The organism is Pseudomonas alkylphenolica (assembly GCF_000746525.1).
GTDB classification, from domain to species: Bacteria; Pseudomonadota; Gammaproteobacteria; order Pseudomonadales; family Pseudomonadaceae; genus Aquipseudomonas; species Aquipseudomonas alkylphenolica.
This window is the reverse complement of sequence record NZ_CP009048.1, coordinates 4,589,505-4,606,350: the sequence shown is the minus strand read 5'-3', so window position 1 is coordinate 4,606,350 and position 16,846 is coordinate 4,589,505. Positions and strand designations below refer to the sequence as shown.

The window sequence follows — 16,846 nt, the reverse complement described above, 5'->3', positions numbered from 1 at the left end:
CCCGGGTCATTGCGGGCTTTGGGTATGTGGTGTCCCGGTGGGAGCGGGCTTGCCCCGCGAAGCGATGTAGCTGACGGCCTGCAATCGCGGGGCAAGCCCGCTCCCACCGGTAGTGTGCCGCGTGCCCGAAAAGGTGTAAGCCGAAGCGCTAGCTCGGTTACCAACCCAGCTGCTTGTTGAACGACAACGCATCATAGTAGTCATGCTGCGACGCGATCTTGCCGTCCTTCAGCTTGATGAAGCTGACACCCTTGAACGACAACGGCTTGTTGGTCGCTGGCGTCTCGGGAGCCCAGGCACCGGTGTTGTGCCCGTCGAACTGCCACTCGAAGGCGATGTTGTCGCCGTCGACAATCGGTTGGCCAACCATCTGCCATTTCAGGTCAGGCACTGCATCGATAAACAGCTTGATGACTTCGACCCTGGCGGCTTCCCGGCCGACTTTGGGCACCCCTACGGACGCGTCGAGAAACTCTCCGTTCTCGGCAAAGTACTGCGCCGCGGCATCGGGGTCGTGTTTGTTCCAGGCGCTCATGTAGGCGTTGATGACTTCCAGGGTCTTGTCCTTGTCCGCCGCCACCGAGAACTGGGCAAACAACAGAACGACCAGGATGCTGACAAGGCGAAGCGAGATTCGCTGCATGGTATTTCCTCTTCGATTATTGCTGTTGTTGAAAAGACGGAAATCGGTTTTGCCTAAGGATGCATCGGCCTATCGTGGCGTCGGCAGTTCCACCAGCGACCAGTCGATCGATAGCGGCTTGAGCTTGTGCACCTTGGCGGCGGCCGGGCGGCTGGCCATGTTACCGACGAACCAGTTGGTGGAGTTGGCTGCGACGATACGGCCTTCGCCGTTGATGATGAATGCCTCGTTCTGCATGCGCAGCAGGCAGCGGGTGAGCAGTTGATCGAATTCATGCATGGCTATATCCGCCGCGGCAACGCCGACAAAACGCCCACCGGCGAGGATCGGCAACGAGAACGCCAGTATGTAGAGTTCGGTGCCGTAGAGGTCCACAAAGGGGCCTTCGACCGATGCCTGCAGCGTAAGCTTCGGCCGGGTGAACCAGGGCATGCCCTGGTAGTTGTAGAAGCTTTCGCTCTGGCGATTGAAGTTAAGCATCATCGGCGCGATTTTGCCGCTGGCGGGGCGGTAGAACCACTCGAGGAAAAACTCTTGATCGGCAAGCTCGCCCGGCTCCAGCACCACACCGGTGCCATGGATGTAGGTGTCGTTGCTTGAAAGCCGCTCTTCGAGGGTCGCCTGCAGGAACGCCAGGTCTTTGGACGTGGGCTTTCTGCCTTCGGCTGCCAGCGCGTCCCACACCGTCACCACCTGTTCGGCCAGGCTGTCGAGTTGTTCGAAGACCTTGCTGAGCGCCTGTTCCAGGCGTTCGGTGCACTGGCGCAGTTGGTCGTACTGTTCTGTCGTGATCATGACAACCTGCTCTCTTGCTGCCCAAGCAACTGGAAACGCAAATCCATCAGGCGCTTGATGCCTTCTTTGATATGGGCTTCGGTCAGCGCGCTGGCCAGGTTGGATTCGCCGGCAATCACTGCCTGGAGTATGGCCCGGTGCTCGGCGATGGCGGTGTTTTTCTGTGCGTCGTCGGTGCAGATCCAGTGCAGTTCGCCAATTTCGGCTTGCAGACGCATTTCTGCATGGGTCAGGCGCACCGATTGGGCGGCGACGGCAACCTCGATATGGAAGCGCGCATCGGCCCGGCGCAGCTCGCTGCGTGCCGTGGCGTCCTGCAGTGCGCTGACGAAATGCTCCAGTCGTTGGTGCTGGACGCTGGAGGAGCGGCTGGCCGCCAGCCCTGCGGCGGTGGCGGAAATCGCGATCTGTTCGTCGCAGAGGTCGCGAAGTGCCAGCGAGCTCATGGCGCTCAACCTGGCCTTGAGAAAGTCGTCGGAAACCTCCACCGGGGCGCAGACGAAGCTGCCGCCATTTCTGCCGCGCCTGGTTGCGACAACGCCGCGCTGACGCAGGATCGCCAGGGCATCGCGCAAGGTGACGGTGGCCACGCCAAAACGGCTCGCCAGCTCGCTTTCGCTGGGCAATTGCTCGCCCTCGCCAATTAGGCCCAGGTCAATGACCTCGATCAGCCGGCGAGCTACCTCCTCGGGTTTGCCTTCCTGGCTCACCTGTAGCAAAGACAGGCGGTTCACTTTATTCGGTTCAGTCATCCGGGTCGCCGTAAAAATATGAAACTAGATTTCTTTTAGCCATCTGCCGCTTGGTGTGCAACAGAAAAGCCCATTTCAAGCGTGGAATATCTGAAAGCAGGTCGCTTTTAGATAAAAACGACACGCGGATTGGCAGTTCTTCGAACATAAGATACGGTTTCATATGTTTAATAAAAAGCCTGGTTTCCGCAGCCACGGGAGCGTTGACAGGCACTGGCATCGACACAGAGGAATGGCACCGACATGACGAATCCAACGCTTAGCACTTGGGAAGCTCGCGCACAGGCCCTGAAGATTGAAGGGCGTGCGTTTATCGGTGGGGACTATACCCACGCCATCGAACGGGAAACCTTCGATTGTCTGAGTCCGATCGATGGCCGCCTGCTGACCAAGGTCGCCAGTTGCTCGGCGGCAGACGCTGATCGCGCCGTAGAAGTGGCCCGCGCCACCTTCGATTCCGGCGTCTGGTCGCGCATGGCGCCGGCAGACAGAAAGCAGGTCATGATCCGTTTTGGCGCCTTGCTCGAAGCCCATGCCGACGAACTGGCGCTGCTGGAAACCCTGGACATGGGCAAGCCGATCAGTGACTCGCTGGCCGTCGACGTGCCGGGTGCTGCGCAAGCGCTGAGCTGGAGCGGCGAAGCCATCGACAAGATCTACGACGAAGTGGCGGCCACCGCGCATGACCAGCTCGGTCTGGTGACCCGCGAGCCGGTGGGTGTGGTTGCCGCCATCGTGCCGTGGAACTTCCCGCTGATGATGGCCTGCTGGAAACTCGGCCCGGCGCTGTCGACCGGCAACTCGGTGATCCTCAAACCGTCAGAGAAATCGCCACTGACCGCCATTCGTATCGCCCAGCTGGCGATCGACGCCGGTATCCCGGCTGGCGTCCTCAACGTACTGCCAGGCTATGGCCACACGGTCGGCAAGGCCCTGGCCCTGCACATGGACGTCGATACCCTGGTGTTCACCGGGTCGACCAAAATCGCCAAACAGCTGCTGATCTACGCCGGTGAGTCGAACATGAAGCGTGTCTGGCTGGAAGCCGGTGGCAAGAGCCCGAACATTGTCTTCGCCGATGCTGCCGACCTGCAGGCTGCAGCCGAATCGGCGGCTGGCGCCATTGCCTTCAACCAGGGTGAAGTTTGCACTGCCGGCTCGCGCCTGCTGGTGGAGCGTTCGATCAAGGACAAATTCCTGCCGCTGGTGGTCGAGGCGCTGAAAGCCTGGAAGCCCGGCAACCCGCTGGACCCGGAAACCAACGTCGGTGCCCTGGTCGATAGCCAGCAGATGAACACCGTGCTGTCCTACATCGAGTCCGGCCGCAATGACGGCGCCACGCTGCTGGTGGGCGGCAAGCGCACCCTGCAGGAAACCGGTGGCACTTATGTCGAGCCGACCATTTTCGATGGCGTCAGCAATGCCATGAAGATCGCTCAGGAAGAAATCTTTGGCCCTGTGCTGTCGGTGATCACCTTCGACAGCGTCGAAGAAGCCATCAACATCGCCAACGACACGCCGTATGGTCTGGCCGCTGCCGTATGGACCGCCGATATCTCCAAGGCGCACCTGGCCGCCAAAGCGCTGCGAGCCGGTAGCGTGTGGATCAACCAGTACGATGGCGGCGACATGACCGCGCCGTTCGGTGGCTTCAAGCAATCGGGCAACGGCCGCGACAAGTCGCTGCATGCGTTCGACAAGTACACCGAACTGAAAGCGACCTGGATCAAGTTGTAAGTCTGCAAACAAAAACAATAACTGCCGACAGGACAATGTCCTCAGGATAACAGCATGAACAGTTCCGAACTCACTGCGGTGGACCGCGATGCCGCCCAGCTCAAGGCGCTTGGCTATACGTCGAACTTCGAAAGAAGCATGAGCCTGTGGGAAAACTTTGCGCTGGGCTTCACCTACCTTTCGCCGGTCGTGGGCGTTTATACGCTGTTCGGCCTGTGCCTGGCGGCAGGCGGGCCGCCGATGATCTGGTCGTACTTGCTGGTCGGTTTCGGGCAGATGCTGGTGTGCCTGATTTTCTGCGAAGTGGTTTCGCAGTTTCCGATTTCCGGCGGCGTCTATCCATGGGCCCGCCGTCTGGTGGGCAAGCGCTGGGCGTGGATGGTCGGCTGGATCTACTCCGTGTCGCTGTGCGTGACCATTGCTGCGGTTGCGCTCGGTGCTGGTCCCTACATCGCGGCGATGCTCGGCTTCGAACCGAGCCCGGTGACCAATACATTCGTCGCGCTGGCCCTGACCGTGCTGGCAACCCTGTTGAACCTGAGCGGGACCAAGTTGCTGGCCAAGGTCGCGATGTTCGGTTTCATCTGCGAGCTGCTGGGAGCGATTGTGATCGGTGGCTACCTGCTGATCTTCGAGCGTCATCAGCCGTTTTCGGTGCTGTTCAATACCTTTGATATCAGTATCGACGGCAGTTACTGGCCGGCGTTCCTGACCGCTTCGCTGGCCGGCATGTTCCTCTATTACGGCTTCGAAGCGTGCGGTGATGTGGCGGAAGAGACGCCAAACCCGAGCAAGCGCATTCCCAAAGCCATGCGCATGACCATCTACATCGGTGGTGGTGCCGCGATTTTCGCCGCATTGGCCCTGATCCTCGCGGTTCCGGACATTGCCAAGGTGCTGTCCGGCGAAGACAAAGACCCGATGTCGACCATCATGGCCAATGCCTTCGGGCCGACCGGTTGGAAGATTGTCACGGCGGTCATCACCGTGTCTTTCGTGTCCTGCGTGCTGAGCCTGCAGGCGGCGGCCAGCCGTTTGCTGTACTCCTTTGCCCGCGACGAAATGGTCATGGGCAGCAGTGTGCTCAAGCGTCTGTCGCCCAATACCCGGGTGCCCACGGCAGCATTGATCACCTGCGGCCTGATCCCGGCTGCGATTGTCTGTGCCGGGTTCTACCTGGAAAACGCCATTGCGATCATCGTCAGCTTCGCCGCCATCGGCATTTATCTGGCCTTCCAGATGATTGTCGGCGGAGCGCTGTTCGCCCGGCTGCGCGGCTGGAGGCCGGCAGGTCAGTTCACCCTGGGCGGCTGGGGCTGGATCGTGAACATCCTGGCGCTGGTCTACGGCGTGCTGGCGATCGTCAACATGTCCTGGCCGCGTACGCCGGATGCCCCCTGGTACAGCAACTACGGCATCCTGCTGACGTCGGCGGTGGTGATTGGCATTGGCCTGGTCTACATGGTCCTGTTCAAACCCTATGACAAAGGCACGGCGCCGTTTGCCGATGCATGGAAGTTGCACAACGAGCAGAGCGTGAGCGCGCCCAGCCGGGCGTGATGCAGAAGGGCGCTCAGGCGCCCTTTTTTGCCGGCGCTTGCCTGCGGCAACACTTCACTTAATCTTTCGCAATTGCAGGTGTATCGTATTCGCCCTTCATCGCTGGTACCTGGCAAGGTGCCGGCATGTTGTTCCTAGCATTACGAGGTACCAGCTGCATGTCCTTTACCCGGCGACAAATACTCGGTGGCCTGACCGGCCTGGTGGCAATCGGTCTGGGCGCCGGTGGCGCATCCCGTTACTGGCTGGGGCGCAGCGACCCGAACGCCGGGCATGACTACGAGCTGATTGCCGCGCCTCTGGATGTCGAGCTGGTTTCCGGCCACAAGACCGAGGCCTGGGCTTTCGGTCCCTCCGCGCCGGGCACCGAATTGCGGGTGCGTCAGGGTGAGTGGCTGCGTGTGCGTTTCATCAACCACCTGCCGGTAGCCACCACCATTCACTGGCATGGCATCCGCCTGCCGCTGGAGATGGACGGTGTGCCTTACGTCTCGCAACTGCCGGTGTTGCCGGGCGAGTATTTCGATTACAAGTTCCGCGTCCCGGATGCTGGCAGCTTCTGGTATCACCCGCATGTGAACAGCTCCGAAGAGCTCGGCAAAGGCCTGGTCGGGCCGCTGATCGTCGAGGAGCGCGAGCCCACTGGTTTCAAGCATGAGCGTACGCTGAGCCTGAAAAACTGGCATGTGGACGAGCAGGGCGCCTACCTGCCGTTCAGCATCCCGCGTGAGGCCGCTCGTGGGGGCACTGCCGGGCGTTTGATCACCATCAATGGCCAGGCCAACGCCGTCATCGACATGCCCGAAGGACAGATCGTGCGGGTGCGCCTGCTCAATCTGGACAACACCCTGACCTACCGGATCAACCTCAAGGGTAACTTTGAGGCCAAGGTCTACGCCCTCGATGGCAACCCGATCACCCCGCGGCCGCTGGGCAAGGATTACTGGCTTGGCCCGGGCATGCGAATCTGCCTGGCAATCAAGATGCCACCTGCCGGCGAAGAGCTGTCGTTGCGCGATGGCTCGGTGCGCCTGGGTACCTTGCGTTCGGTAGCCAGCAGTGAGGCGCCCGGCGACTGGCCACCGGCGTTGCCGGCCAACCCGATTGCCGAGCCGGACCTGGCCAATGCCGAGAAGCTCAACTTCAATTTCGAGTGGGTGGGCTCGGTTTCGGTCAACACCGAGAACGGCAAGCCGCCTAGCCTGTGGCAGATCAATGGGCAGGCCTGGGACATCACCGACAAGACCTGTGCCGAGCGGCCGATCGCCACCTTGCAAAAGGGCAAGAGCTATATCTTCGAGCTCAAGAACATGACCCAGTACCAGCACCCGATCCATCTGCATGGCATGAGTTTCAAGGTGCTCAGCTCGAACCGCCACAAGTTCCCGGAGCAGTACTTCACCGACACTTACCTGCTGGGCAAGAACGAGAGTGCCCAGGTGGCGTTGGTCGCCGATAACCCGGGCACCTGGATGTTCCATTGCCATGTCATCGACCATATGGAAACCGGCCTGATGGCCGCGATCGAGGTCGCCTGATGCGTCAGCCGCAAATCATTGATCGCAGCCGCGACCAGGAATTCATGCGTCAGGCCCTGGAGCTGGCGGCGCAAGGTGCGGCCATGGGCGAGGTGCCGGTGGGCGCGGTGCTGGTGCAGCATGGTCAGGTCATTGGCCGGGGCTTCAACTGCCCGATCAGCGGCAGTGATCCCAGTGCCCATGCCGAAATGGTCGCCATCCGCGCCGCCGCCCAGGCCGCGAGCAACTACCGGCTGCCCGGCAGCACCCTGTATGTGACGCTGGAGCCCTGCAGCATGTGCGCCGGGCTGATCGTTCATTCGCGCATTGCGCGGGTGGTGTACGGCGCGCTGGAGCCCAAGGCGGGCATCGTGCAGAGCCAGGGGCAGTTTTTCACCCAGGGTTTTCTCAACCATCGGGTGTTGTTCGAAGGTGGGGTGCTGGCGGAAGAGTGCGGGACGATTCTGTCCGAGTTCTTCAAAGCGCGTCGGGCCAAGGCCTGAGTGGTGATTTGATCGCGGGGCAAGCCCGCTCCCACAGAGACCTGGTGGGAGCGGGCTTGCCCCGCGATGCATTTCAGAGCGGCGGCGAGGGCTCAGGCGGCTTGGTCTTGTCGACACCCGGCACGTGCAGGCTGCCTTCGGCCACCTGGCTGCCCTCCAGCTGTGGCTGGGTCACCCAGGTGAGGATGTCGTAGTAACGGCGGATGTTGGCTACAAAGTGCACGGGTTCGCCGCCGCGGGCATAACCGTAGCGGGTTTTGCTGTACCACTGTTTCTGCGACAGGCGCGGCAGCATTTTCTTCACATCCAGCCATTTGTTCGGGTTCAACCCCTCGCGTTTGGCCAGTTTTCGCGCATCGTCCAGGTGACCGCCACCGACGTTGTAGGCCGCCAGGGCAAACCAGGTGCGGTCCGGCTCCTTGATCGAGTCGTCCAGTTGTTCCTTCACGTGCATGAAGTACTTGGCCCCGCCACGAATGCTCTGCACCGGGTCCAGCCGATTGGACACACCCATGGCCTGGGCGGTGCGCTGGGTCAGCATCATCAGGCCGCGCACGCCGGTCTTGGAGGTGACTTCCGCCTGCCACATGGATTCCTGGTAGCCGATGGCGGCCAGCAGGCGCCAGTCGACCTGCTCTTTCTTGGCCGACGCCTTGAAGTGTTTCTCATAGCGCGGCAAGCGTTGCTGCAAGTGCTGGGCGAAGGTGTAGGCACCAACGTAGCCAAGCACATCGACATGCCCGTAATAACGGTCTTTCAGGCGTTGCAAGGTGCCGTTCTTCTGCACCTTGTCGAGAAATTCGTTGATCTCGTTGAGCAGGCTGTTGTCATCCCCGGCCGCCACCGCCCAGCGTTGGTCACGCGAATCACCGAGGTCGAACGCGACCCGCACGTTGGGAAAATAGACCTGGTTCATCGCCAGCTCATTGGAATCGACCAGGGTCAGATCGATCTGACCTTCATCGACCATGCGCAGCAGGTCAACCACCTCGACGGCGTCAGACTCTTCGTATTCGAGGGCCGGATACTGCTTTTTCAGCTCCGCCAGCTGTTCGGCATGGGTGCTGCCCTTGAGCACCATGATCTTCTTGCCGACCAGGTCTTTGGCATCGGTCGGCCGCGAGCGACCGTTGCGGTAGATAATCTGCGGGGTGACTTCCAGGTACGGATGGGAGAAGCGCACCTGTGACTTGCGCCGCTCGCTGCTGACCAGGCCGGCCGCCGCCACTACCGGCCCCGATGGTTTGCCGAGCTGGTCATACAGCTCGTCGAGGTTGTCGGCGGTTTCGATTTTCAGCTCGACCCCGAGGTCATCGGCAAAACGCTTGACCAGCTCGTATTCGAAGCCGGTTTCACCGTTGCGGTCCTCGAAGTAGGTGGCCGGGCTGTTGCGGGTGATCACGCGCAGCACGCCATCCTCCTTGACGCGCTCCAGGGTGCTGGGTTTTTCAACACAGGCACCGAGCATCAGGAAGAGTCCGGTTGCGATGAGCCATCTGGCGCAACGCTGGCGCAAAGCGGTTTGGGCAAACATAGGTTGCAGTATACGCAAAGGACTGGTCCCGCCATATCTCGACAACGGTTTGCTTGTCTGCTAGCGCGCTTTGCGCTAGGCCGGGGAGGGGGGCGCGGACAGGTCATTTTTTTGACCCCTGAGTCCGGTTTGTTTCGCCGACACGCGGCCGCGTCAGAATGCTGTGTTGCGGGTGCCGGAAGCGACGGATTTAGGCTAGAATGCACGGCCTCTAAGCACACCCCCTTCCTGAGGCTGTCCCGACGATGTTGATCCTGCGCGGCGCTCCTGCCCTTTCTGCCTTTCGCCACGGTAAATTACTCGAGCAATTGAGCCAGAAAGTCCCCGCTGTTAGTGGTTTGTACGCTGAATTCGCTCATTTCGCCGAGGTTGACGGCGATCTGACTGCCGACCAACAGCAAGTGCTCGCGCGCTTGCTCAAGTACGGCCCGAGCGTACCGGTACAGGAGCCGAGCGGTCGCCTGTTCCTGGTCCTGCCGCGCTTCGGCACCATCTCGCCCTGGTCGAGCAAGGCCAGCGACATCGCCCACAACTGCGGCCTGGAGAACGTCCAGCGCCTGGAACGCGGTATCGCCTACTACGTCGCCGGTGAGCTGAGCGAGGCCGACGCTGCGCTGGTCGCCCAGGTCCTGCACGACCGTATGACCCAGATTGTCCTGAGCAAGCTGGAAGAGGCCGCCGGCCTGTTCAGCCACGCCCAGCCCAAGCCGATGACCTCTGTGGACATCCTCGGCGGTGGCCGCGCGGCGCTGGCCCAGGCCAACATCGATCTGGGCCTGGCTCTGGCCGAAGACGAGATCGACTACCTGGTCACCAGCTTCCAGGGTCTGAAACGCAACCCGAACGACATCGAACTGATGATGTTCGCCCAGGCCAACTCCGAGCACTGCCGTCACAAGATCTTCAACGCCAGTTGGGATATCGACGGCGAAAGCCAGGAAAAAAGCCTGTTCGGCATGATCAAGAACACCTACCAGATGCACAGCGAAGGCGTGCTGTCCGCTTACAAGGACAACGCCTCGGTGATCGTCGGTAACGTCGCCGGCCGCTTCTTCCCGAACCCTGAGACCCGCCGGTACGGCGCGGTGCAGGAGCCGGTGCACATCCTGATGAAGGTCGAGACCCACAACCACCCGACCGCCATCTCGCCATTCTCCGGCGCGTCCACCGGTTCCGGCGGCGAAATCCGCGATGAAGGCGCCACCGGTCGTGGTGCCAAGCCAAAAGCCGGCCTGACCGGTTTCACCGTTTCCAACCTGCAGATCCCGGGCTTTGAACAGCCATGGGAGAAGGCCTACGGCAAGCCTGAGCGCATTGTCACCGCGCTGGACATCATGATTGAAGGCCCGCTGGGTGGCGCGGCGTTCAACAACGAATTCGGCCGTCCGGCCCTGACCGGTTACTTCCGTACCTTCGAGCAGTCGATCAGCACCCCGCACGGCGAAGAAGTGCGCGGTTACCACAAGCCGATCATGCTCGCTGGCGGTATGGGCAACATCCGCGAAGATCACGTCCAAAAAGGCGAGATCACCGTCGGCGCCAAGCTGATCGTCCTCGGTGGCCCGGCCATGCTGATCGGCCTGGGCGGTGGTGCAGCTTCCTCGGTTGCCACCGGTGCCAGCTCTGCCGACCTGGACTTCGCCTCGGTACAGCGTGAAAACCCGGAAATGGAACGCCGCTGTCAGGAGGTCATCGACCGCTGCTGGCAGCTGGGTGATAACAACCCGATCGCTTTCATCCACGACGTTGGCGCGGGCGGCATTTCCAACGCCTTCCCGGAGCTGGTCAACGATGGTGGCCGTGGCGGCCGTTTCGAGCTGCGTAACGTACCTAACGACGAGCCGGGCATGGCCCCGCACGAAATCTGGAGCAACGAATCCCAGGAACGTTATGTCCTGGCCGTCGATGCCGCCGATTTCGAGCGCTTCCAGGCCATCTGCGAGCGCGAGCGCTGCCCGTTCGCCGTGGTCGGCGAAGCCACCGCAGAGCCGCACCTGACGGTCACCGACAGCCACTTCGGCAACAGCCCGGTGGACATGCCGCTGGAAGTGCTGCTGGGCAAACCGCCGCGCATGCACCGTTCGGTTACCCGTGAAGCTGAGCAGGGCGATGATTTCGACCCGTCCGGCCTTGAGCTGAACGATTCGGTCGAGCGCGTGCTGCGTCACCCGGCCGTGGCCAGCAAGAGCTTCCTGATCACCATCGGCGACCGTACCATTACCGGTCTGGTTGCCCGCGACCAGATGGTCGGCCCGTGGCAGGTGCCAGTGGCTGACGTCGCCGTCACCGCCACCAGCTTCGACGTTTACACCGGTGAAGCCATGGCCATGGGTGAGCGCACACCGCTGGCCCTGCTCGATGCGCCGGCCTCGGGGCGCATGGCGATCGGCGAGACGCTGACCAACATGGCCGCTTCGCGCATTGAAAAGCTCTCCGACATCAAACTGTCGGCCAACTGGATGTCCGCCGCCGGTCACCCGGGTGAAGACGCCCGCCTGTACGACACCGTCAAGGCTGTCGGCATGGAGCTGTGCCCTGAGCTGGGCCTGACCATTCCGGTCGGCAAGGACTCGATGTCGATGAAGACCAAGTGGAGCGAAGAGGGCGCGGAGAAATCCGTCACCTCGCCGCTGTCGCTGATCGTCACCGGTTTCGCGCCGGTCACCGATATCCGCAAGACCCTGACCCCGCAACTGCGCATGGACAAGGGCGAAACCGACCTGATCCTGATCGACCTCGGTCGCGGCCAGAACCGCATGGGCGCCTCGATCCTCGCCCAGACCCACGGCAAGCTCGGTGCTCAGGCGCCGGACGTCGACGACGCCGAAGACCTCAAGGCCTTCTTCGCGGTGATCCAGGGGCTGAACAAAGACGGCCATCTGCTGGCTTACCACGACCGTTCCGACGGCGGCTTGATGACCACCGTGCTGGAAATGGCCTTCGCCGGTCATTGCGGTCTGAGCCTGGAACTGGACACCCTGACCAGCAAGCGCGAGAAAATTGCCGCCATCCTCTTCAACGAAGAGCTGGGTGCGGTGATCCAGGTGCATCAGGACGCTACTCCGGATGTGTTGGCCCAGTTCAGCGCTGCCGGCCTCGGTGAAGACTGCGTTGCAGTGATCGGTCAGCCGGTCAACAACAGCGAAGTGCTGATCCACCACATGGGCGAAGAGCTGTTCAAGGGCGACCGTCGTCTGCTGCAGCGCCAGTGGGCGGAAACCAGCTACCAGATCCAGCGTCTGCGTGACAACGCCGACTGCGCCGATCAGGAGTTCGAAGGCCTGCTCGAGGAAGACAATCCGGGCCTGAGCGTCAAGCTCGGCTTCGACGTCAACCACGACATCGCCGCACCGTACATCAAGAAGGGCATCCGTCCTCAGGTGGCGGTATTGCGTGAGCAGGGCGTCAACGGCCAGGTCGAGATGGCAGCTGCCTTCGACCGCGCTGGTTTCAACGCTATCGACGTGCACATGAGCGATATCCTCGCCGGTCGCATCGACCTGAACGAGTTCAAAGGTCTGGTCGCCTGTGGCGGCTTCTCCTACGGCGACGTTCTCGGTGCCGGTGAAGGCTGGGCCAAGTCGGCGCTGTTCAACAGCCGTGCCCGCGAAGCGTTCCAGCAGTACTTCGAACGTAGCGACAGCTTCACCCTGGGTGTGTGCAACGGTTGCCAGATGATGTCCAACCTGCACGAGCTGATTCCGGGTACCGAGTTCTGGCCGCACTTCGTGCGTAACCGCTCCGAGCAGTTCGAAGCCCGTGTGGCCATGGTCCAGGTCCAGGAGTCGAACTCGATCTTCCTGCAGGGTATGGCCGGTTCGCGCATGCCGATCGCCATCGCTCACGGTGAAGGCCATGCCGAATTCGCCAGCGAAGAAGCCTTGCTCGAAGCCGATCTGTCCGGTTGCGTGGCCCTGCGCTTTGTCGACAACCACGGCAAGGTTACTGAAACCTACCCGGCCAACCCGAACGGTTCGCCGCGCGGGATCACCGGCCTGACCAGCCGCGACGGTCGCGTCACCATCATGATGCCGCACCCTGAGCGGGTCTTCCGTGCCGTGCAGAACTCCTGGCGTCCGGATGACTGGAACGAAGACGCGGCATGGATGCGCATGTTCCGTAACGCGCGGGCCTGGGTGAACTAAGGGTGTACAAACTCGCCTTCTTCGTCCCGCCCAGCCATGTGGACGTGGTCAAGACTGCTGTGTTCGCCGCTGGCGGCGGACGCATCGGCGACTATGACTGCTGTGCCTGGCAGGTGTTGGGCCAGGGGCAGTTCCGCCCGCTGGACGGCAGTCAGCCGTTCATCGGGCAGAGCGGTGTGGTCGAACAGGTCGAAGAGTGGCGGGTAGAGCTGGTGGTGGCCGACGCGCTGATCAAGCCGGTGGTTGCTGCGCTCAAGCTCAGCCATCCTTACGAAACACCGGCTTATGAGGTCTGGCAACTCGCCGACTTCTGAGGCCTGTAAAAAAGCCGCGACCGATGCAAATCGGTCGCGGCTTTTTTGTGTCTGTCCCCGGTGGGAGCGGGCTTGCCCCGCGATTGCCAGCTGTCAGCTACATCACATCGCGGGGCAAGCCCGCTCCCACAGGGGGAATCCACAGGGGCAGGGGGTAGCCTCAGGGGCGAATTTCGATCATCGTGCCGTCGGGTACCAAATCCCACACTTCGCGCATGTCGCGATTGGTCATGGCAATGCAGCCTTCGGTCCAGTCCAGGGTATGGAAGAATTCTTCAGGGTATTCTTCGTCCAGCGGCGTGCCGTGGATCATGATCATGCCGCCGGGTTCTACACCTTCACGCCGGGCCCGCGCCGAATCGCTGATGTTCGGATAGGACACGTGCATGGCCAGGTTGTAACGGTCACTCTCTTTGCGCCAGTCGAGCCAGTAGAGTCCCTCAGGGGTGCGCTTGTCGCCTTCACGCAACTTCGGCCCCTTGGGCTGCTTGCCCAGCGAGATGCGGTAGGTTTTCAGCGGCGCACCGGCGCTGATCAGTTGCAGGCGCCGTTCCGACTTAAGTACCAGGACTTTGTCGATGAGCACCGAATGCTCGGGTTTGAGCTGGAGCGGCGAGGGCGCGACCTTTTCGATCGGCTTGGTCACGATCGTTTCGGTAAACGCTGCCTGGGACACCGATGTCACACTGAGGCAGAAAAGGGCAAACAACCAGCGCATGAAACGATATCCCTGAAAACTAGGTGTTGGGTGACGAGGCGAGCATTGGCGACAGGCATTCGCTGCCAATCGGGTAGGACTGCTCGATGCGGTCACGATAGTAGCATTTTAGGGTACGACTGACGGTGCGGAAAGCCAGCTCGTCCCATGGGATGTCACTTTCATCGAAAAGCCGTACTTCCAGGCTTTCGACGCCGACGGCAAAGTCCAGGTCGGCCAGTTCGGCGCGAAAGAACACGTGCACCTGGTTGATATGCGGCAAGTCGAACAGCTGGTACAGGCTCATCTGCCCGACGCGAGCGCAGGCTTCCTCGACGGTTTCGCGGCGGGCGGCCTGCTCCAGGGTTTCACCGTTCTCCATGAAACCGGCGGGCAGGGTCCAGTAGCCGCGGCGTGGCTCGATGGCTCGGCGGCACAACAGCACCTGGCTACCCCAGGTCGGTAGCACGCCGGCGACGATGTTGGGGTTCTGGTAATGGATGGTATGGCAGTGATCGCAGACATAGCGCAGGCGGGTGTCGCCTTCGGGAATACGCTGAATCACCGGATTACCGCACGCGCTGCAGAATTTCATGCTTTTATTCCTATAGGTTGTGCTTATCTTGGCGCGACTTTCACCGCGGCTGCAAGCCGGTTCACCTCGGGGCTTGGGCGGCTCGCGGCTTTGGTGCATCATGCAGGTCATGCTTTGGAATCGAGAGAGAGCAATGCTGGACGAGCTACTTCGCCGCGTGAGCAGTCATACGCCGGGCACCCTGGAAACCGATCGTCGTTTTCCCGAGGCCGCAGTGTTATTGCCGATTACCCGCAGCGAAGAGCCTGAACTGGTCTTGACCTTGCGCGCCAAGGGCTTGTCGACCCATGGTGGCGAAGTGGCTTTCCCTGGCGGGCGCCGCGACCCGGAAGACCCCGATCTGGTGTTTACCGCCCTGCGCGAAGCTGAAGAAGAAATCGGTCTGCCGCCAGGCCTGGTGGAAATCATCGGCCCCTTGAGCCCGCTGATCTCGTTGCATGGCCTGAAGGTCACGCCTTTCGTCGGCCTGATCCCCGATTATGTCGAGTACCAGGCCAATGATGCTGAAATCGCCGCCGTGTTCACGGTGCCGCTGGAGTTCTTTCGCCAGGATCCGCGCGATCACACCCACCGTATCGATTACCAGGGGCGCAGTTGGTACGTGCCCAGCTACCGCTTTGGTGAGTACAAGATCTGGGGGTTGTCGGCGATCATGATCGTCGAACTGGTCAACTTGCTTTACGATGCCGACATCAATCTGCACAAGCCGCCTGAGCGCTTCATTCCAATTTGAGCGGGTTCACCCGCCACCACTGCCGCACCGTGAGGAACCACGCATGAAATACCGTCTGGGCGACCTGCGGGTCGAAACCCATCCACGCAGCTGGGCGGCGCCCACTGCCACACTGATCGGTAAAGTACGCCTGCAGGCGGGGGCCAGTGTCTGGTTCGGCGCGGTACTGCGCGGCGACAACGAACTGATCGACATCGGCGAGAACAGTAATGTTCAGGACGGTACGGTGATGCATACCGACATGGGCGCGCCGCTGACCCTGGGTAAAGGCGTGACCATCGGTCACAACGCCATGTTGCATGGCTGCAGCGTCGGTGATTACAGCCTGGTCGGCATCAACGCGGTGATTCTCAACGGTGCGCGCATCGGCAAATACTGCATCATTGGCGCCAACGCGCTGATTCCAGAGGGCAAGGAAATTCCCGACGGCTCGCTGGTGATGGGTTCGCCAGGCAAGGTCGTGCGCGAACTGACCGAAGCGCAGAGGAAGATGCTTGAAGCCAGTGCCGCGCATTACGTGCATAACGCCGAGCGCTATGCCCGCGATCTGGCGCCGCAGGAGGATTGATGAGTAGTACTGAGCGTCCGGTCGCCTCGCCCTGCGTGCAAATCTGTGCCCTGGACGAGGCCGACATCTGCACCGGCTGTCAGCGCAGCGCTGCGGAAATCACCCGCTGGGGCCGAATGGACAACAGCGAACGTCGTCAGGTGCTCAAGCTGTGCCACGAGCGGGCTGTGGCGGCGGGGCTGATCTTTAGCGTCAGTGGCGCGCCGTGCTGATCCGCCACTTGGCCGCGGGCGGCTGCTCAAGTACCCTGTAGGGCTTGCCCAGCGGTCTATTCCATGCCTTTTCTGATTGCCTACATCAGCAGTGTCGTGCTGATCAACTACGCCTTCTCCAGTGCCCCGCACCTGGACGTCATCTGGTCCGCCTGGGGCGGGCTGGTGTTTATCCTCCGTGACATGGTGCAGACCCGCTACGGTCACGGTGCGCTGGTCGCCATGCTGGTCGCGCTGGTGCTGTCCTATGTCACCTCCGAGCCTGCCATTGCCCTGGCCAGTGCCAGCGCCTTCGCGGTCTCCGAACTGATCGACTGGCTGGTCTTCAGCATTACCAAGCGGCCGTTGCACGACCGCCTGTGGCTGAGCTCGGCGCTGAGCATCCCGATCGACACCTTCATCTTCTTCGGCATGATCGGTGCCTTGACCCCGGCTGTGGCCGGCACCGCCCTGGCCTCGAAATTCGCCGGGGTCACCGCGGTGTGGCTGATCATGGTCTGGCGTCTGCGCAAGACTGCCATCACTGGCTGAGGCCCAGCGG

Annotated in this window: 17 protein-coding genes; 10 read left to right on the top strand and 7 right to left on the bottom strand. The window is 61.6% G+C overall.

Annotated elements, in window-relative coordinates; genetic code table 11:
• Nucleotides 1-157: 157 nt before the first annotated feature.
• The 4 genes from PSAKL28_RS21105 to PSAKL28_RS27780 all read right to left on the bottom strand — a co-directional run bounded on the left by PSAKL28_RS21105 (nt 158) and on the right by PSAKL28_RS27780 (nt 2,338).
• Entirely contained in the window at nt 158-643 is a 486-nt protein-coding gene (locus tag PSAKL28_RS21105; protein WP_038614209.1) for an ester cyclase, read from the bottom strand.
• A 69-nt stretch (nt 644-712) separates the two neighbouring features.
• A complete protein-coding gene (locus tag PSAKL28_RS21100; protein WP_038614207.1) occupies nt 713-1,438 on the bottom strand; it encodes a cache domain-containing protein in 726 nt (241 codons plus the stop codon).
• Nucleotides 1,435-2,190: a FadR/GntR family transcriptional regulator gene (locus PSAKL28_RS21095; RefSeq protein WP_038614205.1), complete on the bottom strand. Its 756-nt coding sequence runs from the start codon at nt 2,188-2,190 to the stop codon at nt 1,435-1,437. Before PSAKL28_RS21095 ends, PSAKL28_RS21100 begins: the two co-directional genes overlap by 4 nt.
• Entirely contained in the window at nt 2,183-2,338 is a 156-nt protein-coding gene (locus PSAKL28_RS27780) for a hypothetical protein (protein ID WP_157687061.1), read from the bottom strand. Before PSAKL28_RS27780 ends, PSAKL28_RS21095 begins: the two co-directional genes overlap by 8 nt.
• 95 nt (nt 2,339-2,433) lie before the next feature.
• Between PSAKL28_RS27780 and PSAKL28_RS21090 the strand changes: the two genes are divergently transcribed.
• From PSAKL28_RS21090 to tadA, 4 genes are all read left to right on the top strand, one after another.
• Nucleotides 2,434-3,927: an aldehyde dehydrogenase gene (locus PSAKL28_RS21090; protein WP_038614203.1), complete on the top strand. Its 1,494-nt coding sequence runs from the start codon at nt 2,434-2,436 to the stop codon at nt 3,925-3,927.
• Nucleotides 3,928-3,981: 54 nt separating this feature from the next.
• Nucleotides 3,982-5,487: an APC family permease gene (locus PSAKL28_RS21085; RefSeq protein WP_038614201.1), complete on the top strand. Its 1,506-nt coding sequence runs from the start codon at nt 3,982-3,984 to the stop codon at nt 5,485-5,487.
• Nucleotides 5,488-5,645: 158 nt separating this feature from the next.
• Nucleotides 5,646-7,025, top strand: a complete 1,380-nt coding sequence (locus PSAKL28_RS21080) for a multicopper oxidase family protein (RefSeq protein WP_038614199.1) — start codon at nt 5,646-5,648, stop codon at nt 7,023-7,025.
• The gene (gene tadA / locus PSAKL28_RS21075) at nt 7,025-7,507 is read left to right on the top strand and encodes a tRNA adenosine(34) deaminase TadA (protein WP_038614197.1); all 483 of its coding nucleotides are present in this window, start codon (nt 7,025-7,027) and stop codon (nt 7,505-7,507) included. The genes PSAKL28_RS21080 and tadA overlap by 1 nt, the downstream gene beginning before the upstream one ends.
• A 73-nt stretch (nt 7,508-7,580) precedes the next feature.
• Here the strand turns inward: tadA and mltF are convergent, their stop codons facing one another.
• A complete protein-coding gene (mltF, locus tag PSAKL28_RS21070; RefSeq protein WP_038614195.1) occupies nt 7,581-9,041 on the bottom strand; it encodes a membrane-bound lytic murein transglycosylase MltF in 1,461 nt (486 codons plus the stop codon).
• Between the two features lie 245 nt (nt 9,042-9,286).
• On the opposite strand from mltF, the gene purL reads away from it, so the two are divergent.
• Complete coding sequence (purL, locus tag PSAKL28_RS21065; protein ID WP_038614193.1) at nt 9,287-13,186, top strand: phosphoribosylformylglycinamidine synthase; 3,900 nt, start codon at nt 9,287-9,289, stop codon at nt 13,184-13,186.
• A 2-nt stretch (nt 13,187-13,188) separates the two neighbouring features.
• Nucleotides 13,189-13,500, top strand: coding sequence for a YqfO family protein (locus tag PSAKL28_RS21060; RefSeq protein WP_038614190.1), 312 nt, complete (start codon nt 13,189-13,191; stop codon nt 13,498-13,500).
• 160 nt (nt 13,501-13,660) lie between these two features.
• Here the strand turns inward: PSAKL28_RS21060 and PSAKL28_RS21055 are convergent, their stop codons facing one another.
• Both PSAKL28_RS21055 and PSAKL28_RS21050 read right to left on the bottom strand, forming a co-directional pair.
• Entirely contained in the window at nt 13,661-14,218 is a 558-nt protein-coding gene (locus PSAKL28_RS21055; protein ID WP_038614187.1) for a L,D-transpeptidase family protein, read from the bottom strand.
• 19 nt (nt 14,219-14,237) lie between these two features.
• Nucleotides 14,238-14,792 (bottom strand): NUDIX hydrolase, encoded by a 555-nt coding sequence (locus PSAKL28_RS21050; RefSeq protein WP_038614185.1) that lies wholly within the window; start codon nt 14,790-14,792, stop codon nt 14,238-14,240.
• Nucleotides 14,793-14,925: 133 nt separating this feature from the next.
• On the opposite strand from PSAKL28_RS21050, the gene PSAKL28_RS21045 reads away from it, so the two are divergent.
• The 4 genes from PSAKL28_RS21045 to PSAKL28_RS21030 all read left to right on the top strand — a co-directional run bounded on the left by PSAKL28_RS21045 (nt 14,926) and on the right by PSAKL28_RS21030 (nt 16,836).
• Entirely contained in the window at nt 14,926-15,525 is a 600-nt protein-coding gene (locus tag PSAKL28_RS21045; protein WP_038614183.1) for a CoA pyrophosphatase, read from the top strand.
• A 43-nt stretch (nt 15,526-15,568) separates the two neighbouring features.
• Nucleotides 15,569-16,093 (top strand): gamma carbonic anhydrase family protein, encoded by a 525-nt coding sequence (locus PSAKL28_RS21040; protein ID WP_038614181.1) that lies wholly within the window; start codon nt 15,569-15,571, stop codon nt 16,091-16,093.
• Nucleotides 16,093-16,305, top strand: a complete 213-nt coding sequence (locus PSAKL28_RS21035) for a DUF1289 domain-containing protein (RefSeq protein ID WP_038614178.1) — start codon at nt 16,093-16,095, stop codon at nt 16,303-16,305. Before PSAKL28_RS21040 ends, PSAKL28_RS21035 begins: the two co-directional genes overlap by 1 nt.
• 63 nt (nt 16,306-16,368) lie before the next feature.
• Complete coding sequence (locus tag PSAKL28_RS21030; protein WP_038614176.1) at nt 16,369-16,836, top strand: VUT family protein; 468 nt, start codon at nt 16,369-16,371, stop codon at nt 16,834-16,836.
• Nucleotides 16,837-16,846: the final 10 nt, after the last annotated feature.

What these genes read in the sequence shown, in the direction of transcription:
- PSAKL28_RS21105 (WP_038614209.1), bottom strand. Translation starts at nt 643, where the DNA reads ATGCAGCGAATCTCGCTTCGCCTTGTCAGCATCCTGGTCGTTCTGTTG.
- PSAKL28_RS21100 (WP_038614207.1), bottom strand. Translation starts at nt 1,438, where the DNA reads ATGATCACGACAGAACAGTACGACCAACTGCGCCAGTGCACCGAACGC.
- PSAKL28_RS21095 (WP_038614205.1), bottom strand. Translation starts at nt 2,190, where the DNA reads ATGACTGAACCGAATAAAGTGAACCGCCTGTCTTTGCTACAGGTGAGC.
- PSAKL28_RS27780 (WP_157687061.1), bottom strand. Translation starts at nt 2,338, where the DNA reads ATGTTCGAAGAACTGCCAATCCGCGTGTCGTTTTTATCTAAAAGCGAC.
- PSAKL28_RS21090 (WP_038614203.1), top strand. Translation starts at nt 2,434, where the DNA reads ATGACGAATCCAACGCTTAGCACTTGGGAAGCTCGCGCACAGGCCCTG.
- PSAKL28_RS21085 (WP_038614201.1), top strand. Translation starts at nt 3,982, where the DNA reads ATGAACAGTTCCGAACTCACTGCGGTGGACCGCGATGCCGCCCAGCTC.
- PSAKL28_RS21080 (WP_038614199.1), top strand. Translation starts at nt 5,646, where the DNA reads ATGTCCTTTACCCGGCGACAAATACTCGGTGGCCTGACCGGCCTGGTG.
- tadA (WP_038614197.1), top strand. Translation starts at nt 7,025, where the DNA reads ATGCGTCAGCCGCAAATCATTGATCGCAGCCGCGACCAGGAATTCATG.
- mltF (WP_038614195.1), bottom strand. Translation starts at nt 9,041, where the DNA reads ATGTTTGCCCAAACCGCTTTGCGCCAGCGTTGCGCCAGATGGCTCATC.
- purL (WP_038614193.1), top strand. Translation starts at nt 9,287, where the DNA reads ATGTTGATCCTGCGCGGCGCTCCTGCCCTTTCTGCCTTTCGCCACGGT.
- PSAKL28_RS21055 (WP_038614187.1), bottom strand. Translation starts at nt 14,218, where the DNA reads ATGCGCTGGTTGTTTGCCCTTTTCTGCCTCAGTGTGACATCGGTGTCC.
- PSAKL28_RS21050 (WP_038614185.1), bottom strand. Translation starts at nt 14,792, where the DNA reads ATGAAATTCTGCAGCGCGTGCGGTAATCCGGTGATTCAGCGTATTCCC.
- PSAKL28_RS21045 (WP_038614183.1), top strand. Translation starts at nt 14,926, where the DNA reads ATGCTGGACGAGCTACTTCGCCGCGTGAGCAGTCATACGCCGGGCACC.
- PSAKL28_RS21040 (WP_038614181.1), top strand. Translation starts at nt 15,569, where the DNA reads ATGAAATACCGTCTGGGCGACCTGCGGGTCGAAACCCATCCACGCAGC.
- PSAKL28_RS21035 (WP_038614178.1), top strand. Translation starts at nt 16,093, where the DNA reads ATGAGTAGTACTGAGCGTCCGGTCGCCTCGCCCTGCGTGCAAATCTGT.
- PSAKL28_RS21030 (WP_038614176.1), top strand. Translation starts at nt 16,369, where the DNA reads ATGCCTTTTCTGATTGCCTACATCAGCAGTGTCGTGCTGATCAACTAC.